Annotated in this window: 21 protein-coding genes; 9 read left to right on the top strand and 12 right to left on the bottom strand. The window is 62.8% G+C overall.

From position 1 onward, the window contains the following. Positions 1-44: 44 nt before the first annotated feature. Both BFN03_RS15310 and BFN03_RS15305 read right to left on the bottom strand, forming a co-directional pair. A complete protein-coding gene (locus BFN03_RS15310) occupies positions 45-1,532 on the bottom strand; it encodes an alanine/glycine:cation symporter family protein (protein WP_070379729.1) in 1,488 nt (495 codons plus the stop codon). A 172-nt stretch (positions 1,533-1,704) separates the two neighbouring features. Continuing rightward, a complete protein-coding gene (locus BFN03_RS15305; RefSeq protein ID WP_198163277.1) occupies positions 1,705-2,319 on the bottom strand; it encodes a hypothetical protein in 615 nt (204 codons plus the stop codon). A gap of 590 nt (positions 2,320-2,909) precedes the next feature. Here BFN03_RS15305 and BFN03_RS15300 point away from each other — a divergent pair. Continuing rightward, the gene (locus BFN03_RS15300) at positions 2,910-3,866 is read left to right on the top strand and encodes an ATP-binding cassette domain-containing protein (protein ID WP_070379728.1); all 957 of its coding nucleotides are present in this window, start codon (positions 2,910-2,912) and stop codon (positions 3,864-3,866) included. Next, the gene (locus BFN03_RS15295; RefSeq protein WP_070379727.1) at positions 3,863-4,681 is read left to right on the top strand and encodes an ABC transporter permease; all 819 of its coding nucleotides are present in this window, start codon (positions 3,863-3,865) and stop codon (positions 4,679-4,681) included. The genes BFN03_RS15300 and BFN03_RS15295 overlap by 4 nt, the downstream gene beginning before the upstream one ends. Here the strand turns inward: BFN03_RS15295 and BFN03_RS15290 are convergent. Then, the gene (locus BFN03_RS15290; protein ID WP_442971852.1) at positions 4,580-5,275 is read right to left on the bottom strand and encodes a nucleotidyltransferase family protein; all 696 of its coding nucleotides are present in this window, start codon (positions 5,273-5,275) and stop codon (positions 4,580-4,582) included. The two genes, BFN03_RS15295 and BFN03_RS15290, sit on opposite strands and share 102 nt — an antisense overlap. A gap of 82 nt (positions 5,276-5,357) precedes the next feature. Here BFN03_RS15290 and BFN03_RS15285 point away from each other — a divergent pair, with 82 nt between their 5' ends. Further along, on the top strand, positions 5,358-6,338 hold the full coding sequence (locus tag BFN03_RS15285; protein WP_442971851.1) for an alpha/beta fold hydrolase: 981 nt from the start codon (positions 5,358-5,360) through the stop codon (positions 6,336-6,338). A gap of 43 nt (positions 6,339-6,381) precedes the next feature. On the opposite strand, the gene BFN03_RS15280 is transcribed toward BFN03_RS15285, so the two are convergent. Next, entirely contained in the window at positions 6,382-7,326 is a 945-nt protein-coding gene (locus tag BFN03_RS15280; RefSeq protein ID WP_070379725.1) for a LysR family transcriptional regulator, read from the bottom strand. Between the two features lie 167 nt (positions 7,327-7,493). Between BFN03_RS15280 and BFN03_RS15275 the strand changes: the two genes are divergently transcribed. Together BFN03_RS15275 and BFN03_RS15270 are read left to right on the top strand one after the other, a co-directional pair. Beyond that, a complete protein-coding gene (locus BFN03_RS15275; protein WP_070379724.1) occupies positions 7,494-8,798 on the top strand; it encodes an NAD(P)/FAD-dependent oxidoreductase in 1,305 nt (434 codons plus the stop codon). Between the two features lie 8 nt (positions 8,799-8,806). Then, complete coding sequence (locus BFN03_RS15270) at positions 8,807-9,322, top strand: NUDIX domain-containing protein (protein WP_070379723.1); 516 nt, start codon at positions 8,807-8,809, stop codon at positions 9,320-9,322. Positions 9,323-9,329: 7 nt separating this feature from the next. Here the strand turns inward: BFN03_RS15270 and BFN03_RS15265 are convergent, their stop codons facing one another. The 5 genes from BFN03_RS15265 to kstD form a co-directional block, all read right to left on the bottom strand. Beyond that, positions 9,330-12,044, bottom strand: coding sequence for a molybdopterin-dependent oxidoreductase (locus tag BFN03_RS15265; RefSeq protein ID WP_070379722.1), 2,715 nt, complete (start codon positions 12,042-12,044; stop codon positions 9,330-9,332). Then, positions 12,041-12,850, bottom strand: a complete 810-nt coding sequence (locus BFN03_RS15260; RefSeq protein ID WP_070379721.1) for an FAD binding domain-containing protein — start codon at positions 12,848-12,850, stop codon at positions 12,041-12,043. The genes BFN03_RS15265 and BFN03_RS15260 overlap by 4 nt, the downstream gene beginning before the upstream one ends. A gap of 271 nt (positions 12,851-13,121) precedes the next feature. Beyond that, positions 13,122-13,652: a C40 family peptidase gene (locus BFN03_RS15255; protein ID WP_070379720.1), complete on the bottom strand. Its 531-nt coding sequence runs from the start codon at positions 13,650-13,652 to the stop codon at positions 13,122-13,124. A gap of 169 nt (positions 13,653-13,821) precedes the next feature. Next, entirely contained in the window at positions 13,822-14,682 is an 861-nt protein-coding gene (locus BFN03_RS15250; protein ID WP_070379719.1) for a MaoC/PaaZ C-terminal domain-containing protein, read from the bottom strand. After that, a complete protein-coding gene (gene kstD, locus BFN03_RS15245) occupies positions 14,672-16,390 on the bottom strand; it encodes a 3-oxosteroid 1-dehydrogenase (RefSeq protein ID WP_084385796.1) in 1,719 nt (572 codons plus the stop codon). Before kstD ends, BFN03_RS15250 begins: the two co-directional genes overlap by 11 nt. Positions 16,391-16,526: 136 nt before the next feature. Between kstD and BFN03_RS15240 the strand changes: the two genes are divergently transcribed. From BFN03_RS15240 to dmpG, 3 genes are read left to right on the top strand one after another with little or no spacing between them, the layout of a single operon-like run. Further along, positions 16,527-17,312, top strand: coding sequence for a 2-keto-4-pentenoate hydratase (locus tag BFN03_RS15240; RefSeq protein WP_070379717.1), 786 nt, complete (start codon positions 16,527-16,529; stop codon positions 17,310-17,312). Between the two features lie 10 nt (positions 17,313-17,322). After that, complete coding sequence (locus BFN03_RS15235) at positions 17,323-18,225, top strand: acetaldehyde dehydrogenase (acetylating) (RefSeq protein ID WP_070379716.1); 903 nt, start codon at positions 17,323-17,325, stop codon at positions 18,223-18,225. After that, complete coding sequence (gene dmpG / locus BFN03_RS15230; RefSeq protein WP_070379715.1) at positions 18,222-19,268, top strand: 4-hydroxy-2-oxovalerate aldolase; 1,047 nt, start codon at positions 18,222-18,224, stop codon at positions 19,266-19,268. The genes BFN03_RS15235 and dmpG overlap by 4 nt, the downstream gene beginning before the upstream one ends. Positions 19,269-19,326: 58 nt before the next feature. Here the strand turns inward: dmpG and BFN03_RS15225 are convergent, their stop codons facing one another. Beyond that, on the bottom strand, positions 19,327-19,704 hold the full coding sequence (locus BFN03_RS15225) for a VOC family protein (protein WP_070379714.1): 378 nt from the start codon (positions 19,702-19,704) through the stop codon (positions 19,327-19,329). Between the two features lie 191 nt (positions 19,705-19,895). Here BFN03_RS15225 and BFN03_RS15220 point away from each other — a divergent pair, with 191 nt between their 5' ends. After that, entirely contained in the window at positions 19,896-21,419 is a 1,524-nt protein-coding gene (locus tag BFN03_RS15220; protein ID WP_070379713.1) for a hypothetical protein, read from the top strand. A gap of 85 nt (positions 21,420-21,504) precedes the next feature. On the opposite strand, the gene BFN03_RS15215 is transcribed toward BFN03_RS15220, so the two are convergent. Both BFN03_RS15215 and BFN03_RS15210 read right to left on the bottom strand, forming a co-directional pair. Next, on the bottom strand, positions 21,505-21,852 hold the full coding sequence (locus BFN03_RS15215; RefSeq protein ID WP_070379712.1) for a hypothetical protein: 348 nt from the start codon (positions 21,850-21,852) through the stop codon (positions 21,505-21,507). Positions 21,853-21,854: 2 nt separating this feature from the next. Then, on the bottom strand, positions 21,855-23,027 hold the full coding sequence (locus BFN03_RS15210; protein WP_070379711.1) for a Rieske 2Fe-2S domain-containing protein: 1,173 nt from the start codon (positions 23,025-23,027) through the stop codon (positions 21,855-21,857). Positions 23,028-23,118 lie beyond the last annotated feature (91 nt).

Here is a 23,118-nt window from a genome sequence, read left to right as displayed (position 1 = left end):
TGTGTGACACCTTACTCGGCCCTGAGGCCGCGCAGCGGTGCGCGCTATCGGTCCGGGGACTCGGGAACGGTAGAGTCCGAGCCCGACAACGCGCCGTTGTCTGCGTCTTTCGTGCGTCTCCCGCTGACCCAGAAGTCGGCACCGGAGATGCCTAGTCGTGTGGGGTCGAAACTCGGATCGAGGCCTTGCTTGCGTTGCGCGTCGTAGTCGCGCAGGACCTTCCACACCACCGGAGCCAGCAGCACGATGGCGATCATGTTGAGCCAGCCGAGGGATCCGTAGCCGATGTCCCCGACCGCCCAGATGACATCGGCGGATTCCACACATCCGTAGAACGTGATCGCCAGCATCCCGATCTTCAGGAACATCTTCTGCGCGCCGTGGTCCTTTTTGAACAGATAGGTCAGGTTGGTGTTCGCGATGTAGTAGAACGCCACCAGGGTGGTGAAGGCGAAGAAGAAGAGAGCGATGGCGATGAACCCAGGACCGAATCCGGCGGTGATGGAGTCGACTGCCGCCTGTACGTAGGCCGGACCTGCCTCGAGGTCGTTGTTCGACAACAGGATCTCCCCGCCTGGTGCAACGACATTGTATGAACCGGTGATCAGGATCATGATGCCGGTTGCGTTGCAGACGACCACTGTGTCGATGAATACCGAGAACGATTGAACGAAGCCCTGTTTGGCCGGGTGGGTCACCGAAGCGGCCGCAGCCCCGAACGTGCCTTCACCGACGCCCGCCACGCTGGAGAAGACCGCGCGCCTAACTCCCCAGGCCAGTGCGGCACCGGCGATACCGCCGAAGATCTGATGAGTGCCGAAGGCGCTGCTCAGAATAAGTTGCATGGTCGGCAGTACAAGATCCGCGTTCAGCGCGATGATGATCGCTGACGCGAGCACGTAGCCGAGCGCCATGAAGGGAATCGCGACCTCCGCGGTGCGCACGATGCGGCGGGTTCCACCGATGATCACGAACGCGAACAGTGCGGTCACCACAATTGCGGTCAGCCAGACGGGAACGTTGAACGCACCTTCGAAGGCTGACGCGATGTTGTTCGACTGCACACCGGGAAAGACGAAGCCATAGCCCACCAGAGTTATCGTCGCGACGATCACCGCCAGCCACTTGAGCCGAAGGCCGTGCTCTATGTAGAACGGGATTCCGCCGCGCTGTTCGCCGTCGATCTTGCGCTTGTATACCTGCGCCAGAAGAGATTCGGCGAAGGCGGCTGCGGACCCGACAAAGCCCACGACGACCATCCAAAAGAGCGCACCTGGCCCGCCCGCGGCGAGGGCGGTTCCGACGCCGGCCAGGTTGCCGACGCCGACGCGACTCGACAGTGTCAAGAGCAGGGCCTGCGCCGGCGCGATACCGGCTGCATCGGTTTTTTTCTCGCGCATGACACGGAACATGTCCGGGATTCGTCGAAACTGGACGCCCGCAGTCAGAGCGGTGAAGAACAGTCCTACGCCCAGAGCCAAGTAGGCCATGGGGTTCCAGATGAGGTCATTGATCGCCGTGAGAATTTCCATGAAGAACTTCTTTCTTCGGCGGTGTCCGTCGACGGGACCGTTGTCACCGTTCGCGAGCTTCGAGTGGGTTCAGGACGCCGTTCGTGCCGTGTGACATATTACATATCGCACGGCGTCAACGGCAGACGTGATCGTCAGATATTCGGAAATGGAGGCTTCGAGAGAATTGATCTCAACTGCTGGCGAGAATGTCCAGGGAACTTGCGCCGAGGACTCCTTTGGTGATCAGCGAGATCCGTTGAGCTGATTCGTCCCAAGACGTATTGCTAGGTTCCAGGGTGAGGACTACGACGATCGTGTCGTTGTCCTCACCCAAGGTGCCGGTCGTGTGCATTGCCGCTTTGTTCACGTCGATATCTGGTCCGGCCGACTCTGTCGAGTCTCGAGCCGAGACGGACGGAATTCCATCCTGTGAAACATCGGCAAGAACATCCGGAGTCGCGGCGTTGTCTGCTTGGACCGGGGCTTCATCGAACGGATCGGGTGGAAGGGGATTGGCGGGGGTGCACGGTATAGATGGTGCGTCACCGAATCCCGACCAACCTTGTTTGATTGCCCAGGGTGGCGGTGCCGCTCGAGCGATACCGAAGTACTGATCGAAGCCGTCGTTTCCGCATTTGGTCGATTGACGAAGATTGTCCATGATTATGGAACGAACCTGTGGTGAGGCGTCGTCCAGGATGTATCGGTAAATCTTCACTACATCGGAAGCGCTGATGGCGGTGTAGCCCCACTGTCCTCGGTCAGCGGGTGGTGCAGTGTCGGTGAGGTCAAGCTTGGCGACCATCCTCTCGACTATTTCCTCCCACCCGTTCTTCACCCAAAAGTACGATGCGGCAGTGTCATCACTTGACCTCAGCATCGGTTGCAACTGCGCCAAGTCCTCGGGCGGAACACGGAAATCCTCCCCGAGCCCTTCAAGGTAGTCCAACGCAATCAGCAGTTTCACTACCGACGCAGATCTGTACTGTTTGTGAGAATCGAACGCCACTGTCGTTTCGCCAGTAGTCCGATCGAAAACTTCGAAGCTGGTCTCGATCCCGATTGGAAGAACCGAAGATCCAATTCCAGCAGAGCTAGTCGATTCCGCCGCTATGGCTGGTGTCGCGGGCACGAGAGTTGTAGCAGCGGCCGCCAAACAGGTCAGGCCTATCGTCAAAGTTGATCGAGACATTGCTCTGATATCAGACGTCTTGGAAATAGCGGATCAATGGAATTTCCTAGCAGCAGGGGATCACTCGTTGCAGGCTACATGAGATGGCATGCTCGTCAGGTCGGCCCGGATAGAAGGGCAAGGTTGCACTGTCTCGAACCGTATGCAACCTGTCGGGGCCTCGAGTCACACTGTGTCCATATGCCGACGGAGGAGAACTGCTGATGGTCGATGCAATTACCGCAGAGGGCTTGGTCAAGCGGTACGGCGACGTTACAGCACTCGGAGGGATTGATCTTACGGTTGCGGCGGGAACCGTGACGGCGTTGCTCGGGCCGAACGGGGCGGGTAAGACGACGGCGGTGCGGGTCTTCACCACGCTTCTGGTCCCAGACGGGGGTCATGCTGAGGTCGCAGGTCTGGACGTGGTCCGCGACGCCCGAGTGCTGCGATCGCGGATCGGCGCATCGGGGCAGTACGCAGCAGTCGACGAGTATCTCACCGGTTTCGAGAACCTGGAAATGGTTGGTCGGCTCTACCACCTCGGGGCCAAACGAAGTAAGGCCCGCGCACGTGAGCTGCTCGAACAATTCGATCTGGTCGAGGCGGGTGACCGCCCGGTCAAGGGCTACTCGGGTGGGATGCGTCGACGCCTCGACCTTGCGGGGGCGCTCGTGGCGGAGCCCGAGGTGCTGTTCCTGGACGAACCGACCACCGGACTCGATCCCCGAGCTCGGCTGGCGCTGTGGGACGTCATCGACGACCTTGTCGCGAAAGGCGCCACCTTGCTGCTCACGACGCAGTACATGGAGGAAGCGGAACGTCTCGCCGACCAGATCGCGGTCATCGACCACGGTTCTGTGATCGCCCGCGGGACCGCCGACGAACTGAAGAACCGAGTGGGCGGCGAGCGTATCGAACTGAGTGTCCGCGAGGGGATCGACCTTTCGGTTGTGCGTGAGGAATTGGTATCGCTGGCGGTCGGTGACATCCACATCGACGACAACATCCGGCGGGTGACGGTGCCGGTGTCCGGGGGATCGGACACCCTCGTCGAGGCACTTGGCCGACTGACGAATCGAGGAGTGAAAGTGTTCGACGTGGGCCTGCGCCGCCCAACGCTAGACGATGTCTTTCTCACCCTGACCGGGCACGAGGCAGAAGAGGAGCACGTTCGATGACTGCGCAGCAGACTGCTTCCGCGCACACCGCGATCGCCGATGGGCTCACCATCGCCAAGCGCAACATGATCAAGATCAAGCGCGTGCCCGATCTCATCGTCTTCACGACGCTGTCGCCGATCATGTTCGTACTGCTGTTCGCGTACGTGTTCGGTAGTGCCATCCAGGTACCGGGCATGTCGTATCGAGAGTTCTTGATCGCCGGAATCTTTACTCAGACAGTTATTTTCGGTTCCACTTGGACGGGCCTCGGCATGGTCGAGGATCTGCAGAAGGGGATCATCGACAGGTTCCGGTCGTTGCCGATGGCTCCGTCCGCGGTTCTGATCGGCCGCACGTCAACCGACGTGCTCATCAACGTCGTCAGTCTCGTGGTGATGTCATTGACAGGGCTGATCATCGGTTGGCGTACCCATTCGAGTATCGGCGAGGTTGCTCTCGGCTATCTGCTCCTGCTGCTGTTCGCATACGCGTTGTCCTGGGTAATGGCGGTGGTAGGAATGTGGATTCGAACTCCGGAGGTTTTCAATAACGCGAGTTTCATCGTGATCTTCCCGCTCTCGTTCATCGCGAACACGTTCGTCCAGACGACGGACCTGCCCGGTCCGTTGAAGGTGATCGCGGAATGGAATCCGGTGTCCGCCGTGACACAGGCCGTGCGGGAGCTATTCGGAAACACCAACCCCGCCATGGTGGTTCCCGACGCGTGGCCGCTACAGAACCCCGTCATCGCCTCGCTGGCGTGGTCGGCGGCCCTGCTGGTGATCTTCGTTCCCTTCGCGGTTCGGCGCTACAACAAGGCGGTCAGTCGGTGAGTCGACGTCGCGCCCAGATCCTAGATCGGAGCAATCGACCATCTCGACGTCGTGTGCGATCAGATACTTCCGTGCCCCGGAGTCGCCGGTGAGGCTGCGCTGCAACGGTGCCCAGTGATCCCGGCCGATCAGAACGGGATGGCCCGGTGCGCCGCCGTAGCGGGCCTGGCGCAGTGCTGACCGGGCGTCGAGTGGTGGCACGGTCGCCAGCCGTTCGACGGCGTCGGCCTCGAGGTCGGGGAGGTCTACGAGTGTGACGATGACAGCGTCGAGGTGCTCGAAGGTCGTGGCGACCACCAGGCCCCGGCCTAGGGATGCGGACAAACCTGACTGCCAGTCTTCCGCGATCCCGACTGTGACCGGGATGTCGTCGGGAAGTAGGCTCTGCGCCTCCTCTGCGCGGGCGCCGAGCACCACGACGACGGGGTCGCATCCCGCTTCCGCCAGCACCCGGACGCCGCGTGCAAGCCACGGCTGTCGGTCTTCGCCGATGACGAGGGCCTTGGGCATGCCCATGCGCTTACCGGCGCCGGCCGCAAGCAGGACACCACCAACCTGCACCCTTATCGGGGGTGACCCTGGGTCACATGGCATATGTCCACACTACTGGTCCTGATGCGTCGTACACTGGCCAGTGTTTTCGACCCAAAGGTTTCGACCGAATGGTTTCGACCGAATGGTTTCGACACGGCGCAAGCCGGGATGGGACGGACACATGCGTGATCCCGAGAGGGTTGGAGAACTTCCGACGTTCACCGAGCGGTGGGGTGGCTCCGGCAGCGTAATCGATATCGACGGACCTATTCACTGGGTGGAGTACGGCGATAGCGACAACGAGTCTCCTCCCGTGGTCATGGTTCACGGGCTCGGTGGTTCACACCTCAATTGGGTCCGTGTCGCACCGATTCTGGCGCGACATGCACGGGTACTGACGGTAGATCTCCCGGGTTTCGGTCTCAGCGCCGCTGGTGGGCGCCAGGCGGGGATCGATGCGAACGCAAAAGTGCTGCACCGCTTCCTGCATGATGTGGTCGGCGCCCCGGTGATCCTGATGGGGAATTCGATGGGCGGAATGATCTCGGCCTTCGAAGCGGCAGCGAACCCGGGGGTGATCTCCGGCCTGGTTCTCGTCAATCCTGCACTGCCGGTTGGGCAGCGGTTGCCAGACCCTCAGGTCGCGTTGCAGTTCGCGTTGCAGTTCATACCCTTCGTGGGAGAGGGATACCTGCGATTCGCGAGTAGGAATTTGACGGACCGGCAGTTGGTCGAGCGAATGGTCGATTTGTGCTTCGCCGATCCAAGTAGGGCCTCGGAGGAGGTACTCGAGGTGGCTACCGACTTCTCCCACTACCGGCGAGGACTGCCGTCTCAGGATGCGGCGTTCCTCCAGGCCAGTCGATCGCTGATGCTCGCCCTGGCCCGTCCGGGACGCTATCAGGATGCTATGCGGTCCATCGAGAAGCCGGTCCTTCTCATCCACGGCGACAAGGACAGGTTGGTGCCGGTCGCGGCGGCCAGGAAGGTCGCGGCGGCCAACGAGCGGTGGGACAGCGTGATCCTCAGCGACGTCGGGCACACGCCGCAACTCGAGGTCCCCGACACGATGCTCGACCACGTGATGACGTGGGTCGGAAAGCACGGTCTGATGGGCGCCTGACGCGGGCGGAAGCATGTGGCGCCAACTGCTGACGGGCGCGACATCACTGGGCAGGGCCGAATTGTTCAGTTGAGTCGAGCGGACGGTACGTGGTCTCGGTAGCTGCTCCCCGTCCCGCGATCGACTGCGAGAGGGCACGAAACAGGTGGGTGAGTTCGTGCCTGGTCACCGCCCCGCTTCGGATGACTGCGCAGACGGGAATTCGCAACCGGTCGTGCGCCTCTCGCATGACGCTCAGTCCCCTCCGAGGAGTTGCGTCAGCGGTATCGGCGTAGACGACGGTCCATGATCGTGGTGTGGTGAGCACATCGAGGGTAGCCGTGTGGTCGCTCGGAATGGACGGACCGAGCTTCACCTTCTGCCCGACCTGCCCAAACGCATCCTCCATCACCGTGTGGAGCAAGATCTGACTGCTGCGCGGCGGTAGGAGCAGGGGATACGGTGCCAGGTCGCTCAATTCCACGGTCGGGTTTCCCGAGAGTGGATGTTTGTTCGAGGTCACGATCACCAGATCCTCGAGCCCGAGTTCCACGGTCTCGAGTCCGGACCGATCGACGCCACCCCGGATCAGCGCCAGATCGACATCGCCGGACGCGACCGCGGCCATCCGCTCGGTGAAGTCCTTGATGATGAACTCTATGTCCAATTGCGGAAATTCTTCGCGGACAAGTGATATCGCCTCCAGAATCTGCGTGGCGAAGCTCATGCTCGCGCTGATGCGCATCCGGTTGCGCGGGTCGAGACCCACCGACAGTGCCTTCGTCTCGAGCCCGATCATCTCGGCGGCGATAGGCATCAATCGCTCGCCTGCTGCGGTCAGTCGTGTGGCGCGGGTCGACCGTTCGAGCAAGTCGGTGCCCAACTCGCGTTCGAGTTTCGCGATCTGGTGGCTGATCGCGGACTGCGAGATGAAACAGCGTTGGGCCGCTCGTGAGAAGCTTTCCTCCTCGCCGACCGCGAGGAAGTAGCGAAGCTGTCGGAGTTCCATGACTCGAGGTTACGACCCTTCCCTAGGATTTATGACAATTCGAGATAACACAATTTCGATTTACCCAGCTTATTCGCGCCTGACTACGTCCGGAACCTACGATGGGTCATACGCAACGCTAAGCAGAAGTGGCTGCTCAGACGTAATGGGAGAGGGAGGGATTCTCGATGGATCGCACTCAGGTCGTCATTGTCGGATCGGGATTCGGCGCCCTCGCGGCGGCGAAGAAGCTCGGCAAGGCCGGCACACCGTTCGTGCTGATCTCCGAGACCACCGAGCACCTGTTTCAGCCGTTGCTCTACCAGGTCGCGACCGGTGTGATCTCACCCGGGGAGATCGCCCCGTCGATCCGTGAGATTCTTGCCAAGTATCCCAGCGGGGACGTCCGCCTGGGTCGGGTCGTCGACGTCGACCCCGACGAGAAGAACGTCGTCTACGAGGCGGGTGGGGTGCGTCACACGCTCGGCTACGACACGTTGATCGCCGCGACCGGTGCGCGGCAGGCGTACTTCGGCCAGGACCAGTTCGCTGAGGTGACGTATGCCCTCAAGACGGTCGCCGACGCCGACCGATTGCGCAGGCAAATTGTTCGCTGCTTCGAGGAGGCGCACACTGCCGCCGACCCGGAACGTCGCCGCGACCTGTTGCACTTCATCGTGATCGGTGCGGGACCGACGGGCGTCGAATTGGCCGGGCAGATCAAGGAACTGGCGGGGCGCTACTTCGAGAAGTCCCTTGGCCACATCAGCTCCGAAGAGGTTACCGTCACCCTCGTGGAGGGTGCGGAGGAAACGCTGCCTGCGTTCGGCGGCAAGCTCAGTCGCTACACCCAGGACTCGTTGGAACGTGCAGGTGTCGAGGTGGTGCTGGGCACCATGGTGACCGATATCGACGAGACCGGCGCGACGCTGTCCTCACCGGGCAACGGCTTCGAAAAGCGCCTCACCGGTGAAACGATCATCTGGTCGGCGGGAATCCAAGCCAACGATTTCGCTGCAGTGCTCGCGGAGCGGACGGGCTGCGAGACCGGTCGCGGAGGGCGCCTGCTGGTCGACGAAGACCTCACAGTGGGCAAGTACGACGATATCTACGCGATCGGCGATATGGCATCGCTGAACGACCTACCGGCCCAGTCGCCGTTTGCGATGCAGGGCGGCCGCCACGTCGCGGCGGTGATCACCGGAAAGCGTCCTGCCGGAACGCCCTTCAGTTATCGCGACAAGGGGAGTATGGCGATCATCAATCGCTTCCGGGCTATTACCCGTGTCGGCAAGATCGAGTTGACCGGTGTGCTCGCCTGGTTCCTGTGGCTCGCCGTGCATCTTGTCTACCTCGTCGGCTTCCGCAACCGCTACGTCGCGGTGCTGTCGTGGTGCGGATCGTTCCTGGGCCGTCGGCGCCCGCATTTCCACTATGCCCAGGAGATCGAACCGGTCGAAGAGAGCGAGCGAACAGAGATCGCTGCGGCTTAGAGCGGGCCATGACGGTCACCAGCGCCGGGGTCCTGCTGTATCGGATCGACATCGCAGGTGTACTTCAGGTGTGGATCGCGCACATGGGAGGTCCTTTCTGGGCGGGAAAGGACGAGGCGGCATGGTCGATCCCGAAGGGGGAGTATGCCGCTGGTGAGGATCCCCACGACACCGCGCTACGTGAGTTCGAGGAAGAAATCGGTGCAGCGGCACCGGCTGCGGAGTACGAGCTACTCGGAGACTTTCGACAACCTTCACGCAAGGTGATCACTGTCTATGCGGCGGAAGTGAACGAAGGCGTCAGCTTCGTCGAGAGCAACCTGTTCGAATTGGAATGGCCGCCCCGGTCGGGCAAGCGGCAGCTGTTCCCCGAGGTCGACGACGCCCGTTGGGTCCCGGCAAGTGTCGCGGAGGCGAAACTGGTCAAGGGGCAGCGTCCGATCGTGCGGGAACTGTGTGACCGTCTCGACGGTCGCGGGCGGTCGTTCCTGACCGGTCCGCCTCCCGGTCCGCCTTCGACGTGAGCCGGGGCTACTCGTTGCGCGGCAGTGCCTGCCAGACGGCAGCCGTGGTCATCGGCAGGCGGCGAAGCCGGGCTCCGGTTGCGTCGGCGATGGCGTTGGCCAGGGCAGGGGCCACCGGGTTATAGGGGGATTCGCTCATCGATTTGGCGCCTCGAGGGCCTAGCTCATCGTATGTGTCCGCGAAGTACACCTCGGTGTCCGGTACGTCGACAAGTTGCGGGACATGGTAGTTCCGCAGTTGTGGGTTGAGCACGATTCCGTCACTGTCGATCAGGATTTCCTCGAACAGTGCGGTTCCGATCGCCTGGGCGACACCCCCCTCGACCTGCCCGCGGCATTGCTGCGGGTGCAGCACCCTGCCTGCATCGGCTGCCTGGATCGACTGCAGGATGCGGACTTCGCCCGTGACGATGTCGACTGCTACCCGGAACGCGTGGACGTTGAACGCAACCGAACGGGGTGTTCCCTCGTGCCGGCCCTCGGCTCTGACGGGGCCGTCGGCTAGAAGCTTGTCGAGTTCGACAACTCTGCCGCAGACCCGCACACCGTCCGACGCCAGTTCGCAGTGGCTGTCGGCGGCGACACCCGACACGCGGCGTGCGACTTCGAACAACTGCTCCCGCAACCTGGTTCCGGCGAGTTCTACAGCCGCACCGGCTACCGTGATTCCTGTTGACCCGAACGCCCCGGTGTCGTGGCCGACGGCGTCCGTGTCGGACGGAATCACTGTGATCCGATCTACGGTGGTGTTCAGCGCCGAAGCGGCGAGCTGGGCGTGGACCGTGGTGCTACCGTTCCCGAACTCGGCGGTGCCCACTCGCAGTTCGTAGCGGCCGCCCTCGACAAGGGTGCAGGAGACGTCGGCGAAGTGTCCTCCTGGAGGAATCGTGGCGATCATGGCCGCCGCCATCCCCTCGCCGACCCGCCACTGCGGGCCGTCGGGCGGGCGTATGCCGTTGCCACGGCGCAGCGCCGTCTCGGCCAGGTCGAGGCACTGGTCGAGTCCGTAACTGCCGAAGGTGAGGTCTCCGTTCTCAACCTTGGCTGCGACGAAGTCGTCGCCCGGAACGATGACGTTGCGCCTGCGCAGCTCGAACGGATCAATGTCCAGCCGTGCTGCCAGTTGATCGAGCGCAGACTCCACGGCGAAGATGACTTGGCCCAGTCCGTAGCCGCGGAAAGCGCCGGACGGCACGTTGTTGGTGTAGACGGCCTGAGCGTCCACCCGCTTGTTGGGACTTCGGTACAGTGCCACGGATTCGTTGCAGCTGTGGAGCATCACAGTCGCCGAATGATTACCGTACGCACCGGTATCCGAGAGTACGTCGACGGCGAGGGCAGTCAGTGTCCCTTCCCCGTCGGCGCCGACCTTCACCGAGACACGCATGGGGTGTCGGCATGGGGCGATCGTGAACTGGTCGGAGCGGGTGAACTCGTACTGCACAGGTTTGCCGGTGCGCAAGACGGCCAGTGCCACGAGATCCTCGACCTGCATCTCCTGCTTGGCACCGAACCCGCCGCCCACACGGGTTGCGAAGACTCGGACCTGCGAGTGATCGAGATCGAACAGGTGCGCGAGCTCGCTTCGGACGAGGAACGGCACCTGGGTGCTGCTGCGGAGAGTCAGCCGACCCTCGGAATCCAGCCAGCCCACGGCTGCGTGGGTCTCGAGATGCACGTGCTGTACACGTTGGGTTTGCCACGTGCCCTCGACCACGGCGCCCGACTTCCGCGCCAGTGCGAGTCCTGCACCGATATCTCCGACCTCGCCGTGCAGTTCCGCGGCGAGGTTGCGCGCGGGGTTCGCGATCCGAGAGCCTTCGCCCTTGTCGCCGTGTAACAGGGATGCGCCGGCGCCGCGGGCCTGTTCGGGGTCGAAGACGGGCTCGAGAAGTTCATACTCGACGTCGATCAACTGTATTGCACGCCTGGCGATGTCGACGGAATCCGCCACAACGGCCGCGACGCGCTGTCCTCGGAAGCGAAGGACGGGGTCGAAGATGTAGGTGTCGTCCGGGTTACTGATGCGGAATTCGGTACGCCCCGTGGAGAACACGACGTCGGGACTGTCTCGGTGAGTGAGCACGGCGTGGACGCCGGGTAGTCGCTCGGCGGAGGACGTGTCGAGACCGACGATCTTCGCATGTGCGTGCGGGCTGCCGAGTATCTGGATGTGTAGCAGATCTTCGACTTCCAGGTCGAGTGTGTACGGTTCGGCGCCGCACACCACTCGGGTGGCTGCAGGCGAAGGAACCGACCGCCCGAACGATTCACCGGCACTGTCCGACTCGGTATTGCACACTCCGCCGACGGCGTCGCGAATTGCGCGATAGCCGGTGCAGCGGCAGAGGTTTCCTTTCAGGGAGTGGGGTAGATCGGCTCGCTGATCGTTGTCGAGCACGGATGCGGTCACCACCATGCCGGGTGTGCAGAATCCGCATTGAAACCCGGCCGCGTCGATGAACTGCTGCTGCACCGGGTGTAGCCGGCCGGGCCCACCGAGACCGGCGGCGGTGGTCACCTCACGATCCTGGGCGCGGTGAGCGGGCACGACGCACGAATGCACGGCACTGCCGTCGAGGAGCACGGTGCAGGCACCGCAGTCGCCGGTTCCGCAACCCTTCTTGACGGCGAATCGGTGCTGCTCATGCAGCAGGCTCTGCAGGCACTGACCGGGCCGTGGCTCGGCGTCGACAGGCTGTCCGTCGACTGTGAATTTCATGCCAGTTCCCTCCTGATCTCCTCGGCCAGAACTCCGGTGACGTGACGACGCCAGTCCGCGGTGCCGTGTGCGTCCGTCAGGTAGTCGCCGGGAGGGATCTGCTCCGACAGCGCCGCACTCAGTGGCTGAGGGTCAGGTGTTTCGGGGAAGCGCAAGATGAACGGACGGACAGTGGATGCGGTGACGGTCAGCGTGAATCCGGTATCGCCGAGGTGCCCGGCCAGCAGCGCGCCGGAACGACCGAGGGGCGAGTACGCGATTTTTCGCAGCGCCGTGCGCCCGCGCAGGGCGGTGTCGGAGAAGTGGACGCTTCGTATGAGGTCTCCGGCATCGAGGCAGGTGCGGCCGTTTCCGGTGACCAACTCGGCAACGGGAATCCGGCGCTGGCCGCCGTCGGCACTCCAGACCAGAACACTGGCGTCGAGTGTGCAGCACAGGGTGATCATGGCGCCGGCGGGGAGGGCCAGTGCAAGATTGCCGCCGATTGTCGCCGTGTGCCAGATCTTCCACGACGCGACCAGCGACTCTGCGCACGGACGGAACAGGCTGGTCGCCCGCCACTGCGCTGGAAATGTTGTGGTGCAAAGTGTTTCGATGGTACAGCTTGCGGCGACTTCCAGCCCGTCGTTCCGCGCGGTGAGCGAGGGCCACTCGAGCGTGGCCAGGTCTATCAGACGGGTGATCGAGGGTTGCGGCTCGGAGTACAGCCAGGTACCGCCGGCGAGGTAGGCGTCACCCGCTTCCGGAGCAGGCAGTTCGTCTCTGGTTCGGGGTGTCGAGATCTCCGCGACAAACGACAGATCCATCGCGTCACCCTCGAGCCGGGTACTCGTCGCGCCACTGGTGGGCGATGTCCATCCGTCGCGCGCGGCCCGGCCACAGAGGGTCAGGCGGATGCGGCCGGTATTCCACTTGATCAGGTGGGAAACCTGGGCCCGAGTTGCGGGTCATGAAACCAACCATGCCGGGCCGAGGCTGGTGCGGCAACCTCCTGGCCGCGCAATGTTGGTGCCCCGACCGAACGCGATGAAGGCGTACCCACGGCTTGGAGCATCACGCCCACGACCCTTGCGCGCCTCAGAACCTCTTGATGCTGTGGATGTTGCGGAAATGCGACAGTGGGGTCAGGCCTATCGGTACCCCGCTGGCGTATGCGTTGAATACCTGACCGAAGCCCGCGTAGATCCCGACATGTGACGCGTCGTTGAGCAGGATGACGTCGCCGGGAGCCAGCGCCCACCGAGGAATGTTTGCACCGACGTTGGCCTGATCCCAGGTGACGCGGGGGAGGTCCACCCCTACCTGACGGAACGCCCACTGCACCAGACCCGAGCAGTCCCATGCGTGTGGGCCGGTACCACCCCACAGGTAGGGCTTACCGGTTTGTGTTGCCGCGACAGCGAGTGCGGCCAATCCGGACGGGCTGGGAACGGGTGTCGGGATGACGGAGGACCCCATGGAGAGGGATCCGGTAATGCCACCACCACTACCGGTACTTCCGGCCGGTGCCGCGGTGGCGGGAAGTGCTACCAGGGCTGTCGCGCAGAGTGCGAGACCCCCGGTGACAACGGCACGTCGAACGGGGCGGAGATAGTTGCGCTGGGACACGGGGTCCCCCCTTTGTTCGCTACTGCTCGTGGAGAGAAGTGGAACCGGCCCCGACCATCGGTAACACGTCTCGATGAGGTCACAGAAATCGTACAAAGGGTTGCAGCATCGTGTCTGCGGATTGGGTAAATCCGCTTTAGCTGCGAGAAAGAGGGTTGCGTTTCGGTAACTAGGCTAGGGAGAGAATCACATCCTCCAAGGCAGGGGCATTATCGCGCTCGAGAACCGTGGCCGAGATCAACAGTCTGCCGTCGTCCTTCCAGATTCGGGTGTGCAGCGTTTCGCCAGGAAACACCACCCCTGCGAACCTTGCACGGAATCCTTGGACGGCGCTCGCGTCTGCGTCCAGCACCGCGTCCACCGCTGCCTTGCACACCATTCCGTAGGTGCACAGGCCGTGCAGAATCGGCGCGGGAAACCCTGCGGCTGCGGCAAACTTCGGGTCGGAATGGAGTGGGTTACGGTCGCCGCACATCCGGTACATCAGCGCCTGCTGGGGCAGTACAGGGGTGTCGACCACAGCATCGGCGGGCCGGTCGGGTAGTTCGACCGACTGGGACGGTCCACGTTCGCCGCCGAAACCGCCTTCGCCGCGCGCAAAGATTGATGACCGACCCGTCCACAGGGGAGTGCCGTCGAGGTCGGTGGTAGTGGACTCCTGGACGATCACGGCGGCCTTGCCCTTGTCCCACACCTCCGCAATTCGGGTGGTGGTGCGCGCTTTGCCCGCAGACGGGATGGGTTTGTGCACGGTCACTTCCTGGGTGCCGTGCACGACCTTGGCCAGGTCGATCTCGATGCCGGGAAATGACACACGCGGTGCTTCGGTGGCGTGAAAGTTGGAGGCCACGGTCGCGAAGGTTGGGAGAACCTGGGGCGTCTGGTCGGTGAGATATCGCAACTCGTTCTCATCGAGGGGGCGAGAACCGGCGCCGAGTGCCAGGTGATAGTGCTGCACGTCAGAACTGGTCCAGGAAAACTCCTGGGTTGGTAGTTCGGCACCGATTGCAACGTGTGGATCAATGGGCATTCGTGGTGTCTCCGGTGAGTGAGGTGGGCGAATCGGAGTCGTTCGACTTCGCGAGGATGTCCAAGACCGCAAGGTAGCCAAAAGTCATCGCCGGGCCAATCGTCGCTCCGGGCCCGGCGTAGGTATGTCCCATGACCGGACCACTCGCGTTGCCTACGGCATAGAGGTTCTCGATGATGCTGCCGTCCTGTCGGAGCACACGCGCGTTCTGGTCGGTGCGGAGTCCGCCCTTCGTGCCGAGGTCGCCCGGGACCATCTTGACCGCGTAGAAGGGTGCCTTCTCGAGCGCGCCGAGGCTTGGATTCGGTTTGTTGCGGGGATCACCGTAGTAGTGGTCGTAGCCGCTTTCGCCTCGCCCGAAGTCCTCGTCCTTGCCTTTGCGCGCGAAGGTGTTGAAGCGCGAGACCGTCTCGGTGAGAGAGTCCACAGGCACATCGATCTTCTCGGCCAACTCGGCGACGCTCTTCGCCTCGACGATGATGCCGGCCTTCCGCCAGCGACGGGGGAACGGGGAGCGAGGGGTGGTTCCGGCGAACGTGTACCGGTCGCGGTATCGCTGGTCGAGGATGAGCCAGCACGGAATGTTCTCACCAGGCCCGTCGCCCTGGCCGTGCTTGCCTCCGTACATGGCGTGCGTCGCCTCCACGTACGGCGCGGATTCGTTGACGAAGCGTTTGCCGGACCGGTTGATCATGATGCAACCCGGAAGACTGCGCTCGGAGAGTGCGAACCAGGGTCCTCCGGTGAGCGGGATGGACGGACCCCACCAGGCGTCTTCCATCAGATCGAGTGCGGCGCCGAGTTTCTCGCCAGCCCAGATGCCGTCGCCGGTGTTGGCCTTGGCGCCGACGGTCCATTCGGTGCCGATCGGGGCGCGCTGGTATTTCTTGCGGGCCTCGTCGTTGTGTTCGAATCCGCCCGAGGCGATCACCACTGCGCGGCGTGCGCGAAAGACTTGCGATCGCCCGTCGACCTCGGCCGTTACACCCTTCACAACCCCGTCCTCGACATAGAGGTCGGTGAGTGGGGTTTCGAGCAGAACCGGGACACCGGCGGCTTTCAGTCCCCCATACAGTCCCGCGACCAGTGCCTGGCCCAGGACGAGCAATCGCTTGCCCGTGATCTTGGCTCCGAGGAATCGGAGTCCGACTCGGGCCGCCCGCAGTGGCCCGCGAGGGTGGCGCATGAGCAGGTTGAGCCAGCGGTAGTCGGCCTGAGTGACGACGAAGTTCGGCGGGGCCTTCACATAGGCCGGTTCGAGTTTCGCGAGGTCTTCACCGAGTTTGCGGCCGTCGAACGGCACCGGCTCGACGGATCGTCCCCTGAGCCGTCCGCCGGGAGCCTCGGGATAGTAGTCGGAGTACTCGGGTACCCACTGCAGCTTCAGCGGGCTGTTCTTCAGCACAAAGGACAGCATCTCGGGTCCGCGATCGAGGTACGTATCGATGCGATCCTTGGGTACGACATCGCCGATGATGCTGTGCAGGTAGGTCCGTGCGGCTTCGGCCGTGTCGTCGACTCCAGCCGCTTTGAGGATCTCGTTGTTCGGGATCCATACGCCACCACCCGAGCGGGCGGTGGAACCGCCGAAGTGCGCTGCCTTTTCGAGGATGACCACGCTGAGTCCCTTGCGGGCTGCGGTCAGTGCCGCGGTCATTCCCCCGGCGCCGCTACCGACGACCACGATGTCGTATTCGTGCTTGCTCATGTAGAACACGTTATAGAATGATGTGGTTGTCAGTCCATCGTTTCTGCCAGTAAGTATTACCGATACCGACAAACAAGAACGAAACACGTTGCAGTGAATTCGGCGGGCGTGTGCAACTCGAGGAAGGTCAGTATCCATGCTCTCGTCGCAACTACGCACCGAGTTGGCGAATCGGCTCGACGCCGCGGAGCGCGGTCGTGCTCCAATCGATCCGCTGACGACAGCCCATCCGGACATCGACGTCGTCGATGCTTACGAGATCCAATTGATCAACATCCGTCGAAGGCTGCAGGACGGGGCGAGGGTCGTCGGCCACAAGGTAGGCCTGTCCTCGCACGCGATGCAGCAGATGATGGGCGTCGACGAACCCGATTACGGGCACCTGCTCGCCGACATGGAAGTGTTCGAGGATCAACCCGTGGACACCTCACGGTTCTGCTATCCGCGTGTGGAGGTCGAAGTCGCTTTCATACTCGGCGCCGATCTACCCGGAGCCGGCTGCACCGAGCAAGACGTCCTGTCCGCGACCGAGGCGTTCGCCCCGTCCATCGAGTTGATCGACAGTCGCATCAAAGACTGGAAGATCACGCTGCCGGACACGATTGCGGACAACGCTTCGTCCGCCGGGTTCGTGCTCGGCAAGAACAGGGTTGCGCCGGCAGATATCGACATCAAGGCCATCGACGCCGTTCTGACGTGCAACGACGAGGCCATCGCCGAGGGGCGCAGCGACGCGGTGCTCGGTAATCCTGTGACAGCCGTTGCCTGGCTTGCGCAGAAGGTCGAGAGCTTCGGTGTCAGGCTTAAGGCCGGCGACATAGTGCTGCCCGGTTCATGCACCCGTGCCATCGACGCTCACCCGGGCGATCACTTTCGCGCCGACTTCAGTGGGCTCGGATCCGTATCCCTGAAGTTCAAGTAGGAGTTTGTTCATGACCAAGGCAAGTGTGGCGATCGTCGGTTCGGGCAACATCAGCACGGACCTGCTCTACAAGCTTCAACGGTCACAGTGGCTCGAGCCTCGTTGGATGATCGGGATCGACCCCGCGAGTGAGGGCCTCGCCCGCGCTCGTGGGATGGGCCTGGAGACGTCCGCCGAGGGCATCGAGTGGCTGCTGAATCAGTCGGAGAGGCCCGATCTGGTGTTCGAGGCCACGTCGGCGTACGTGCACCGTGCGGCCGCACCGCAGTACGAGGCGGCAGGAATCCGCGCTGTCGACCTGACACCCGCTGCCGTCGGACCCGCGGTGGTTCCGCCCGCGAACCTGCACGAACATCTCGACGCCCCCAACGTGAACATGATTACGTGCGGGGGTCAGGCCACCATTCCCATCGTCTATGCGGTCTCGCGTGTCGTCGATGTGGCCTACGCCGAGATCGTCGCATCGGTTGCCTCGGTGTCGGCCGGGCCCGGTACCCGCGCGAACATCGACGAGTTCACCAAAACCACCAGTCGCGGCATCGAGACCATCGGTGGGGCTCGGCGCGGCAAGGCCATCATCATCCTGAACCCCGCGGATCCGCCGATGATTATGCGCGACACCATCTTCTGTGCAATCCCGGAGGATGCTGACCGCGCCGCCATCGCCGACTCGATACACCGTGTGGTCGCCGATATCCAGCAGTACGTTCCCGGCTATCGGCTGCTGAACGAGCCCCAGTTCGATGACCCGAGTGTCGTGTCGGGCGGGCACGCCACGGTCACGACCTTCGTAGAGGTCGAGGGCGCCGGTGACTTCCTGCCCCCCTATGCGGGCAACCTCGACATCATGACCGCAGCGGCAACCAAAGTGGGCGAGGAGATCGCCCAGAAACTCCTGAGTGTGGAGGCATGAGCACTATGGTCCACTTCGATGCGGGCTGGGACATCAGAATCACCGACACCTCTCTGCGCGACGGTTCACACCACAAACGCCATCAGTTCACCCGCGACGAGGTCCGCGGAATCGTCGGCGCTCTCGATAGCGCCGGGGTACCGGTCATCGAGGTGACACACGGTGACGGCCTGGGTGGGTCGTCGTTCAACTACGGCTTCTCGAAGGTGCCTGAGCAGGAATTGATCTCGATCGCCGTCGACACGGCCGAGAACGCGAAGATCGCATTCTTGATGCTGCCCGGGCTCGGAGTCAAGGACGACATCATCGCGGCCCAGGGTAATGGAGCCTCGATCTGCCGGATCGCAACGCACTGCACAGAGGCGGACGTGTCCATCCAGCACTTCGGGCTGGCGCGCGACCGTGGTCTCGAGACCGTCGGATTCCTGATGATGGCGCACTCCATCGCACCCGAGAAGCTCGCCAAACAGGCGCGGATCATGGCCGACGCGGGTTGTCAGTGCGTCTACGTCGTCGACTCTGCCGGCGCATTGGTGCTCGAGCAGGTGTCCGAGCGGATCGAGGCGCTCGTGCAGGAACTCGGCTCGGATGCGCAGGTGGGTTTTCACGGGCACGAGAATCTCGGTCTCGGTGTGGCCAACTCGATCGCCGCGGTCCGGGCAGGTGCCAAGCAGATCGACGGCAGCACAAGGCGGTTCGGTGCCGGAGCCGGTAACGCGCCGGTAGAGGCGCTGGTGGGGGTGTGCGACAAGATCGGCGTCAAGACCGGTATCGACTTCTTCGCGATCGCCGACGCAGCAGAAGATGTGGTGCGACCGGCGATGCCTGCCGAATGTCTGCTCGACCGCCAAGCTCTGATGATGGGCTACGCCGGCGTCTATTCGAGCTTCCTCAAGCACGCCGAACGCCAGGCGCAGCGGTACGGAGTGTCGTCGGCCGAACTCCTGGTCCGCGCAGGCAAGCGCAAACTGGTCGGCGGCCAGGAGGATCAGCTCATCGACATCGCCCTCGAACTCCAAAAGGAAGCGAACACGGCTGGGTAAGAGGTGAGTGCTTCCTGATCGGAGGGAGTCGCCTGGCATTCACATTGCACTCGAGTGGTCAGCCGGCGGACTCCCACAATCCGACGACGTTGCCTTCGGAATCGGTGAAATAGGCTGCAAAACCCATGTTCCCGACGGGTGTTCGTGGTGAAACGGTCTTTCCGCCGAGGGACTCGATCTTCGCCAATGCGTCGTCGATGCTGTCGACGTCCACGGTGACGACGGGGGAGGTCACCTCGCCGCGCTGCATCATCCCGCCATTGATGAACCCCGGCTGATCGGGCATCCCGCTCTCGCTGACGGGTCCGGTGCTGACCATGGTGTAGTCCATTTGGGGGATTTCGGCCATGTTCCACCCGAACGCATCCCGATAGAACCCTCGGGCGCGATCACCATCGTCGAAAGGGATTTCGAAATGTACGATTCGGCCTGCCATAGCGCGCCTCCCGTTCGGCTGATGCCGCCGTATCCGACGGCATATTCCAGACTATGTGCCCGTTTCCGCACACGGAACCCACGACACGCACACCCAATGTGACATTCGTGCGGTCAGACTGAACGAATGTCACATCAGGCGAGGATCATGGAAGCTGATTCGACATTCCGCGGCTCGAAGGACATGACCCGGTGAACGGACGCCAGTGGCAATGGACTCGATGGTCGCCCTTCGCGGCCGTCGCCCTGGCCGTCGTCATTCTGGCCGCGACGGGGGTCATACCGACCTGGCCGGGGCTGGTGCACCTTGTGGCACTACCGCCGGTGGACCAGTTCGCGGATCTGCGGATTCTGCTGTTGCACACAGACTCCTGGCTGCAATTCATCGTTCTGACGGCAATCGTCTCGGTCGTACGGATCGTGGTACTGGCCTGCTTGATGGGTGGACTCGATCGGCATCGATTGAGGTTCGCCGCACTGTTCTACGCAACGACGTTGGGTCCGGTGTTCATCGCAACCTTCCTCGACGCAACCGCCTTCGCGATGCTGTACTCACGGGTGTTCTGGCCTGCGGTAGCGCTCATCGGGGTGCTGGTCCTCACCCTCGGTGCGGTTCCGTGGCAGGGGAGCACGAGACTGCGTATCGCGATCGCGGCGGCCTGGCGTCGCGGCCTTCGGGTGGAGGTGATCGTGCCGTACTGCCTGGCGCTCCTCATGCTGGGTGCTCTGGCGGACACCGCGCCTTCACTGACCCTGCCCCTCGTGCCCGTGTCCGCCGCGGCGACGGGGTTCGCGATCTGGGGGATGAGCCGCGCCCCGCTCACCCGACCGGTTGCCGCTCTCGCGGTTACCGTTGCGGTCCTCGTCGCCGGTTCCGTCGTATTCGTGCAGACGCGAACCTACGGAGAGCCAAATCCTTCTCCGCACCAACAGGGTTCACTGTTCCTCGTGGCCGGAATCGATTCGGAGTCCGGGACCAGTGGGGTGCATCGCACCGATGTGCACCTGCTCGGCTACGACTGCAACCAGGTCTACTACTTCTCCTATGCCGGGTCCGGAGACGGGCAACCGCAACGCGACGCCACCTGCCCCCTCCGCACCGGTGCCCCGTACGGGCCCGCCGACACACAGCGTCCCGTCGAAGAGCAGGTTGCGCTCTTCGCCGAGCAGACCCAGGCGCTGCCCCGACCGCTGGTCGTGATCGCTCATTCGCAAGCCGCCTGGATTGCCTGGGAGGCCGTCGCGACAGGACGAGCTCGCGTGGACGTTCTGGTACTCGCGGGTGCCTTCCCCGACGCTCTGATCGGATACCTTGCCAAGGGCGAAGGTGGGCAGGGCGTAGTGTTCAGCGATCTGCTGTACGCAGCGGTACCGGTTGCGAATCTGGTCTCGTTCGAATTCGATCCCGATGCCCCGGTCTCGCGGCAGCTACTCGGGACAGTGGGCATTGTGCGAGCCATTCTCGACAGACCACTACCGCCACAGGTTCGAGTTCTCGACGTCTCCTCGACCGCTGATCTTCCGTTGATGCCGAACGGGGAGCGACTGCCGGGGGCAGAATGTCCCGTCCGAGCACCGCACTCGCAGTTGCCCCGATCTCCCGGCTTCTACGATGCAGTGATCCGCTTCCTGAACCACCGAGACCCGCCGCCCTGCCCACCGTGGCGAGAGATGGGAGCTGTGCTGACGCGCGCGTTCGGTGTGCCAACCCGATGAGTTCCGCACCCAATGTGACATTCGTGCAGTCCAATCGAACGAATGTCACATTGGGTGCGGTATCCGCAAGCGCGGACGTGTCGGACTATTCGGCGCCGTTCCTGACTTCGATCAGCCCTTCCATCACCGCGTGTTTGATGCTCTCCTGCAGCCGCGGACATCCGTCCCGTAGTCCGATCGAGTGTTCTTCGGCGACATCTCCCCGGAATGTCGGACAATTTGTTGCCGGATCGGTGATCCACTGGATGCTCGTGTGCGCGAGGCTGTTCTTGCGCACCAGCACACAGGTGCCGCACGTTTGGCATTCGACGTCACTCAATCCGTCGTCGAGATAGTTCGCCTTGTCTGCGACCGTCTGCGCATGAATGGCCTCGAGTCGGGCCGGCTGTCCGGCGAAGTCGGGAGCTTTGGCCCAATCGCCCGAGGCGTGCACGATCAGACCTGTGCTTCCGTATTCTCGGACGCCGGCTTCTCGGACTGCTTGGCCTCGCGCTCTGCCTTTTGACGGGCCAGGTTCTCCTCGACCTCTTGCTGCCAGGCCTCGTTGGCCTTGGTGGTATCCACCTCGAACTCGAAACGCTGAGTCATCTTGTCAGTGACGTCGGCGACGTCGACGTAGAACTGCTCGTACCAGCGGCGTAGCTGATACACCGGGCCGTCTTCGTCACAGAGCAGCGGGTTCTCGATCTTGGTCTTGTTCTTCCAGATCTCGACGTCCTGCAGGAAACCCTCGGCAATGCCTTCCGTGAACTTCGCGGCGAGTCTGTCCGCTGCTTGGTCGTCGATGCCACTCGGCTTCTTGACGGTCACTCCGTATTGGAGGACGAACGAATTGTTCGTCACCGGGTAGTGGCAATTGATGAGAACACTCTCGACCTCGTAGCCGCCATAGCTGTTCAAGAGGGGATTGATCATGTAGGAGGGCCCGTAGTACGCGGCCTCGGAGCGCAGCATGGTGTCCATGCCGTACTGGGTCGCCATTCCGATGTCCGGCCTGCCCTTGGTGTTGAGGTACTGGGCAGCGATGTGGCCTTCGAAGACGTTCTTGAAGTACGTAGGGAACGCGTAGTGAATGTAGTAGAAGTGTGCCATGTCCACGACGTTGTCGATGATCTCGCGACAGTTGGAGCCCTCGATGAGCATCGAGTTCCAGGTCCAGTCGGTCCAGTCGTCGCTGTACGCGGCCTCGATTCGGGGAATGGTCACATCGTCGGGTGGGGGGTTGCCCTCCGGGTCGTTCCATACGAACAGTTGGCCGTTTCGCTCGAGTGTGATCCACGCCCGGGTCCGAGCGATCGGGGGGACACGACGTGCGTAGGGAATGCTTGTGCACTTCCCGTTGCCGCCCCAGCGCCAATCGTGGAACGGGCACGCCACGGAGTCGCCCTTGATCGTGCCCTGCGACAGATCACCGCCCATGTGCCGGCAATAGGCGTCCAGGACTTGCAGTTCACCCTTGCTGTCTGCAAAAACGACGAGTTTGGTGCCGAATGCCTCGATCGAATGCGGCTTGCCGTCGGTGAACGACTTGGTCAGCCCGAGGCAGTGCCAACCGCGCGCGAAGCGGGTCTGGACCGTGCCCACATCGATCTCGCGAATCTGCGCCATTGTGCCGTCACATCCCTTCTTGGTGTTACTAGAACACGTTATAGAATTTGACTCAAATCTGCTAGATCTTTCGCGCCTTTAGTCCAGACGC

It is taken from the genome of Rhodococcus sp. WMMA185, assembly GCF_001767395.1.
In the GTDB taxonomy this organism is placed as follows: Bacteria; Actinomycetota; Actinomycetes; order Mycobacteriales; family Mycobacteriaceae; genus Rhodococcus_F.
This window is presented reverse-complemented; position numbering and strand designations above follow the sequence as displayed.

What these genes read in the sequence shown, in the direction of transcription:
- BFN03_RS15310 (WP_070379729.1), bottom strand. Translation starts at nt 1,532, where the DNA reads ATGGAAATTCTCACGGCGATCAATGACCTCATCTGGAACCCCATGGCC.
- BFN03_RS15305 (WP_198163277.1), bottom strand. Translation starts at nt 2,319, where the DNA reads ATGGTCGCCAAGCTTGACCTCACCGACACTGCACCACCCGCTGACCGA.
- BFN03_RS15300 (WP_070379728.1), top strand. Translation starts at nt 2,910, where the DNA reads ATGGTCGATGCAATTACCGCAGAGGGCTTGGTCAAGCGGTACGGCGAC.
- BFN03_RS15295 (WP_070379727.1), top strand. Translation starts at nt 3,863, where the DNA reads ATGACTGCGCAGCAGACTGCTTCCGCGCACACCGCGATCGCCGATGGG.
- BFN03_RS15290 (WP_442971852.1), bottom strand. Translation starts at nt 5,275, where the DNA reads ATGCCATGTGACCCAGGGTCACCCCCGATAAGGGTGCAGGTTGGTGGT.
- BFN03_RS15285 (WP_442971851.1), top strand. Translation starts at nt 5,358, where the DNA reads ATGGTTTCGACACGGCGCAAGCCGGGATGGGACGGACACATGCGTGAT.
- BFN03_RS15280 (WP_070379725.1), bottom strand. Translation starts at nt 7,326, where the DNA reads ATGGAACTCCGACAGCTTCGCTACTTCCTCGCGGTCGGCGAGGAGGAA.
- BFN03_RS15275 (WP_070379724.1), top strand. Translation starts at nt 7,494, where the DNA reads ATGGATCGCACTCAGGTCGTCATTGTCGGATCGGGATTCGGCGCCCTC.
- BFN03_RS15270 (WP_070379723.1), top strand. Translation starts at nt 8,807, where the DNA reads ATGACGGTCACCAGCGCCGGGGTCCTGCTGTATCGGATCGACATCGCA.
- BFN03_RS15265 (WP_070379722.1), bottom strand. Translation starts at nt 12,044, where the DNA reads ATGAAATTCACAGTCGACGGACAGCCTGTCGACGCCGAGCCACGGCCC.
- BFN03_RS15260 (WP_070379721.1), bottom strand. Translation starts at nt 12,850, where the DNA reads ATGGATCTGTCGTTTGTCGCGGAGATCTCGACACCCCGAACCAGAGAC.
- BFN03_RS15250 (WP_070379719.1), bottom strand. Translation starts at nt 14,682, where the DNA reads ATGCCCATTGATCCACACGTTGCAATCGGTGCCGAACTACCAACCCAG.
- kstD (WP_084385796.1), bottom strand. Translation starts at nt 16,390, where the DNA reads ATGAGCAAGCACGAATACGACATCGTGGTCGTCGGTAGCGGCGCCGGG.
- BFN03_RS15240 (WP_070379717.1), top strand. Translation starts at nt 16,527, where the DNA reads ATGCTCTCGTCGCAACTACGCACCGAGTTGGCGAATCGGCTCGACGCC.
- BFN03_RS15235 (WP_070379716.1), top strand. Translation starts at nt 17,323, where the DNA reads ATGACCAAGGCAAGTGTGGCGATCGTCGGTTCGGGCAACATCAGCACG.
- dmpG (WP_070379715.1), top strand. Translation starts at nt 18,222, where the DNA reads ATGAGCACTATGGTCCACTTCGATGCGGGCTGGGACATCAGAATCACC.
- BFN03_RS15225 (WP_070379714.1), bottom strand. Translation starts at nt 19,704, where the DNA reads ATGGCAGGCCGAATCGTACATTTCGAAATCCCTTTCGACGATGGTGAT.
- BFN03_RS15210 (WP_070379711.1), bottom strand. Translation starts at nt 23,027, where the DNA reads ATGGCGCAGATTCGCGAGATCGATGTGGGCACGGTCCAGACCCGCTTC.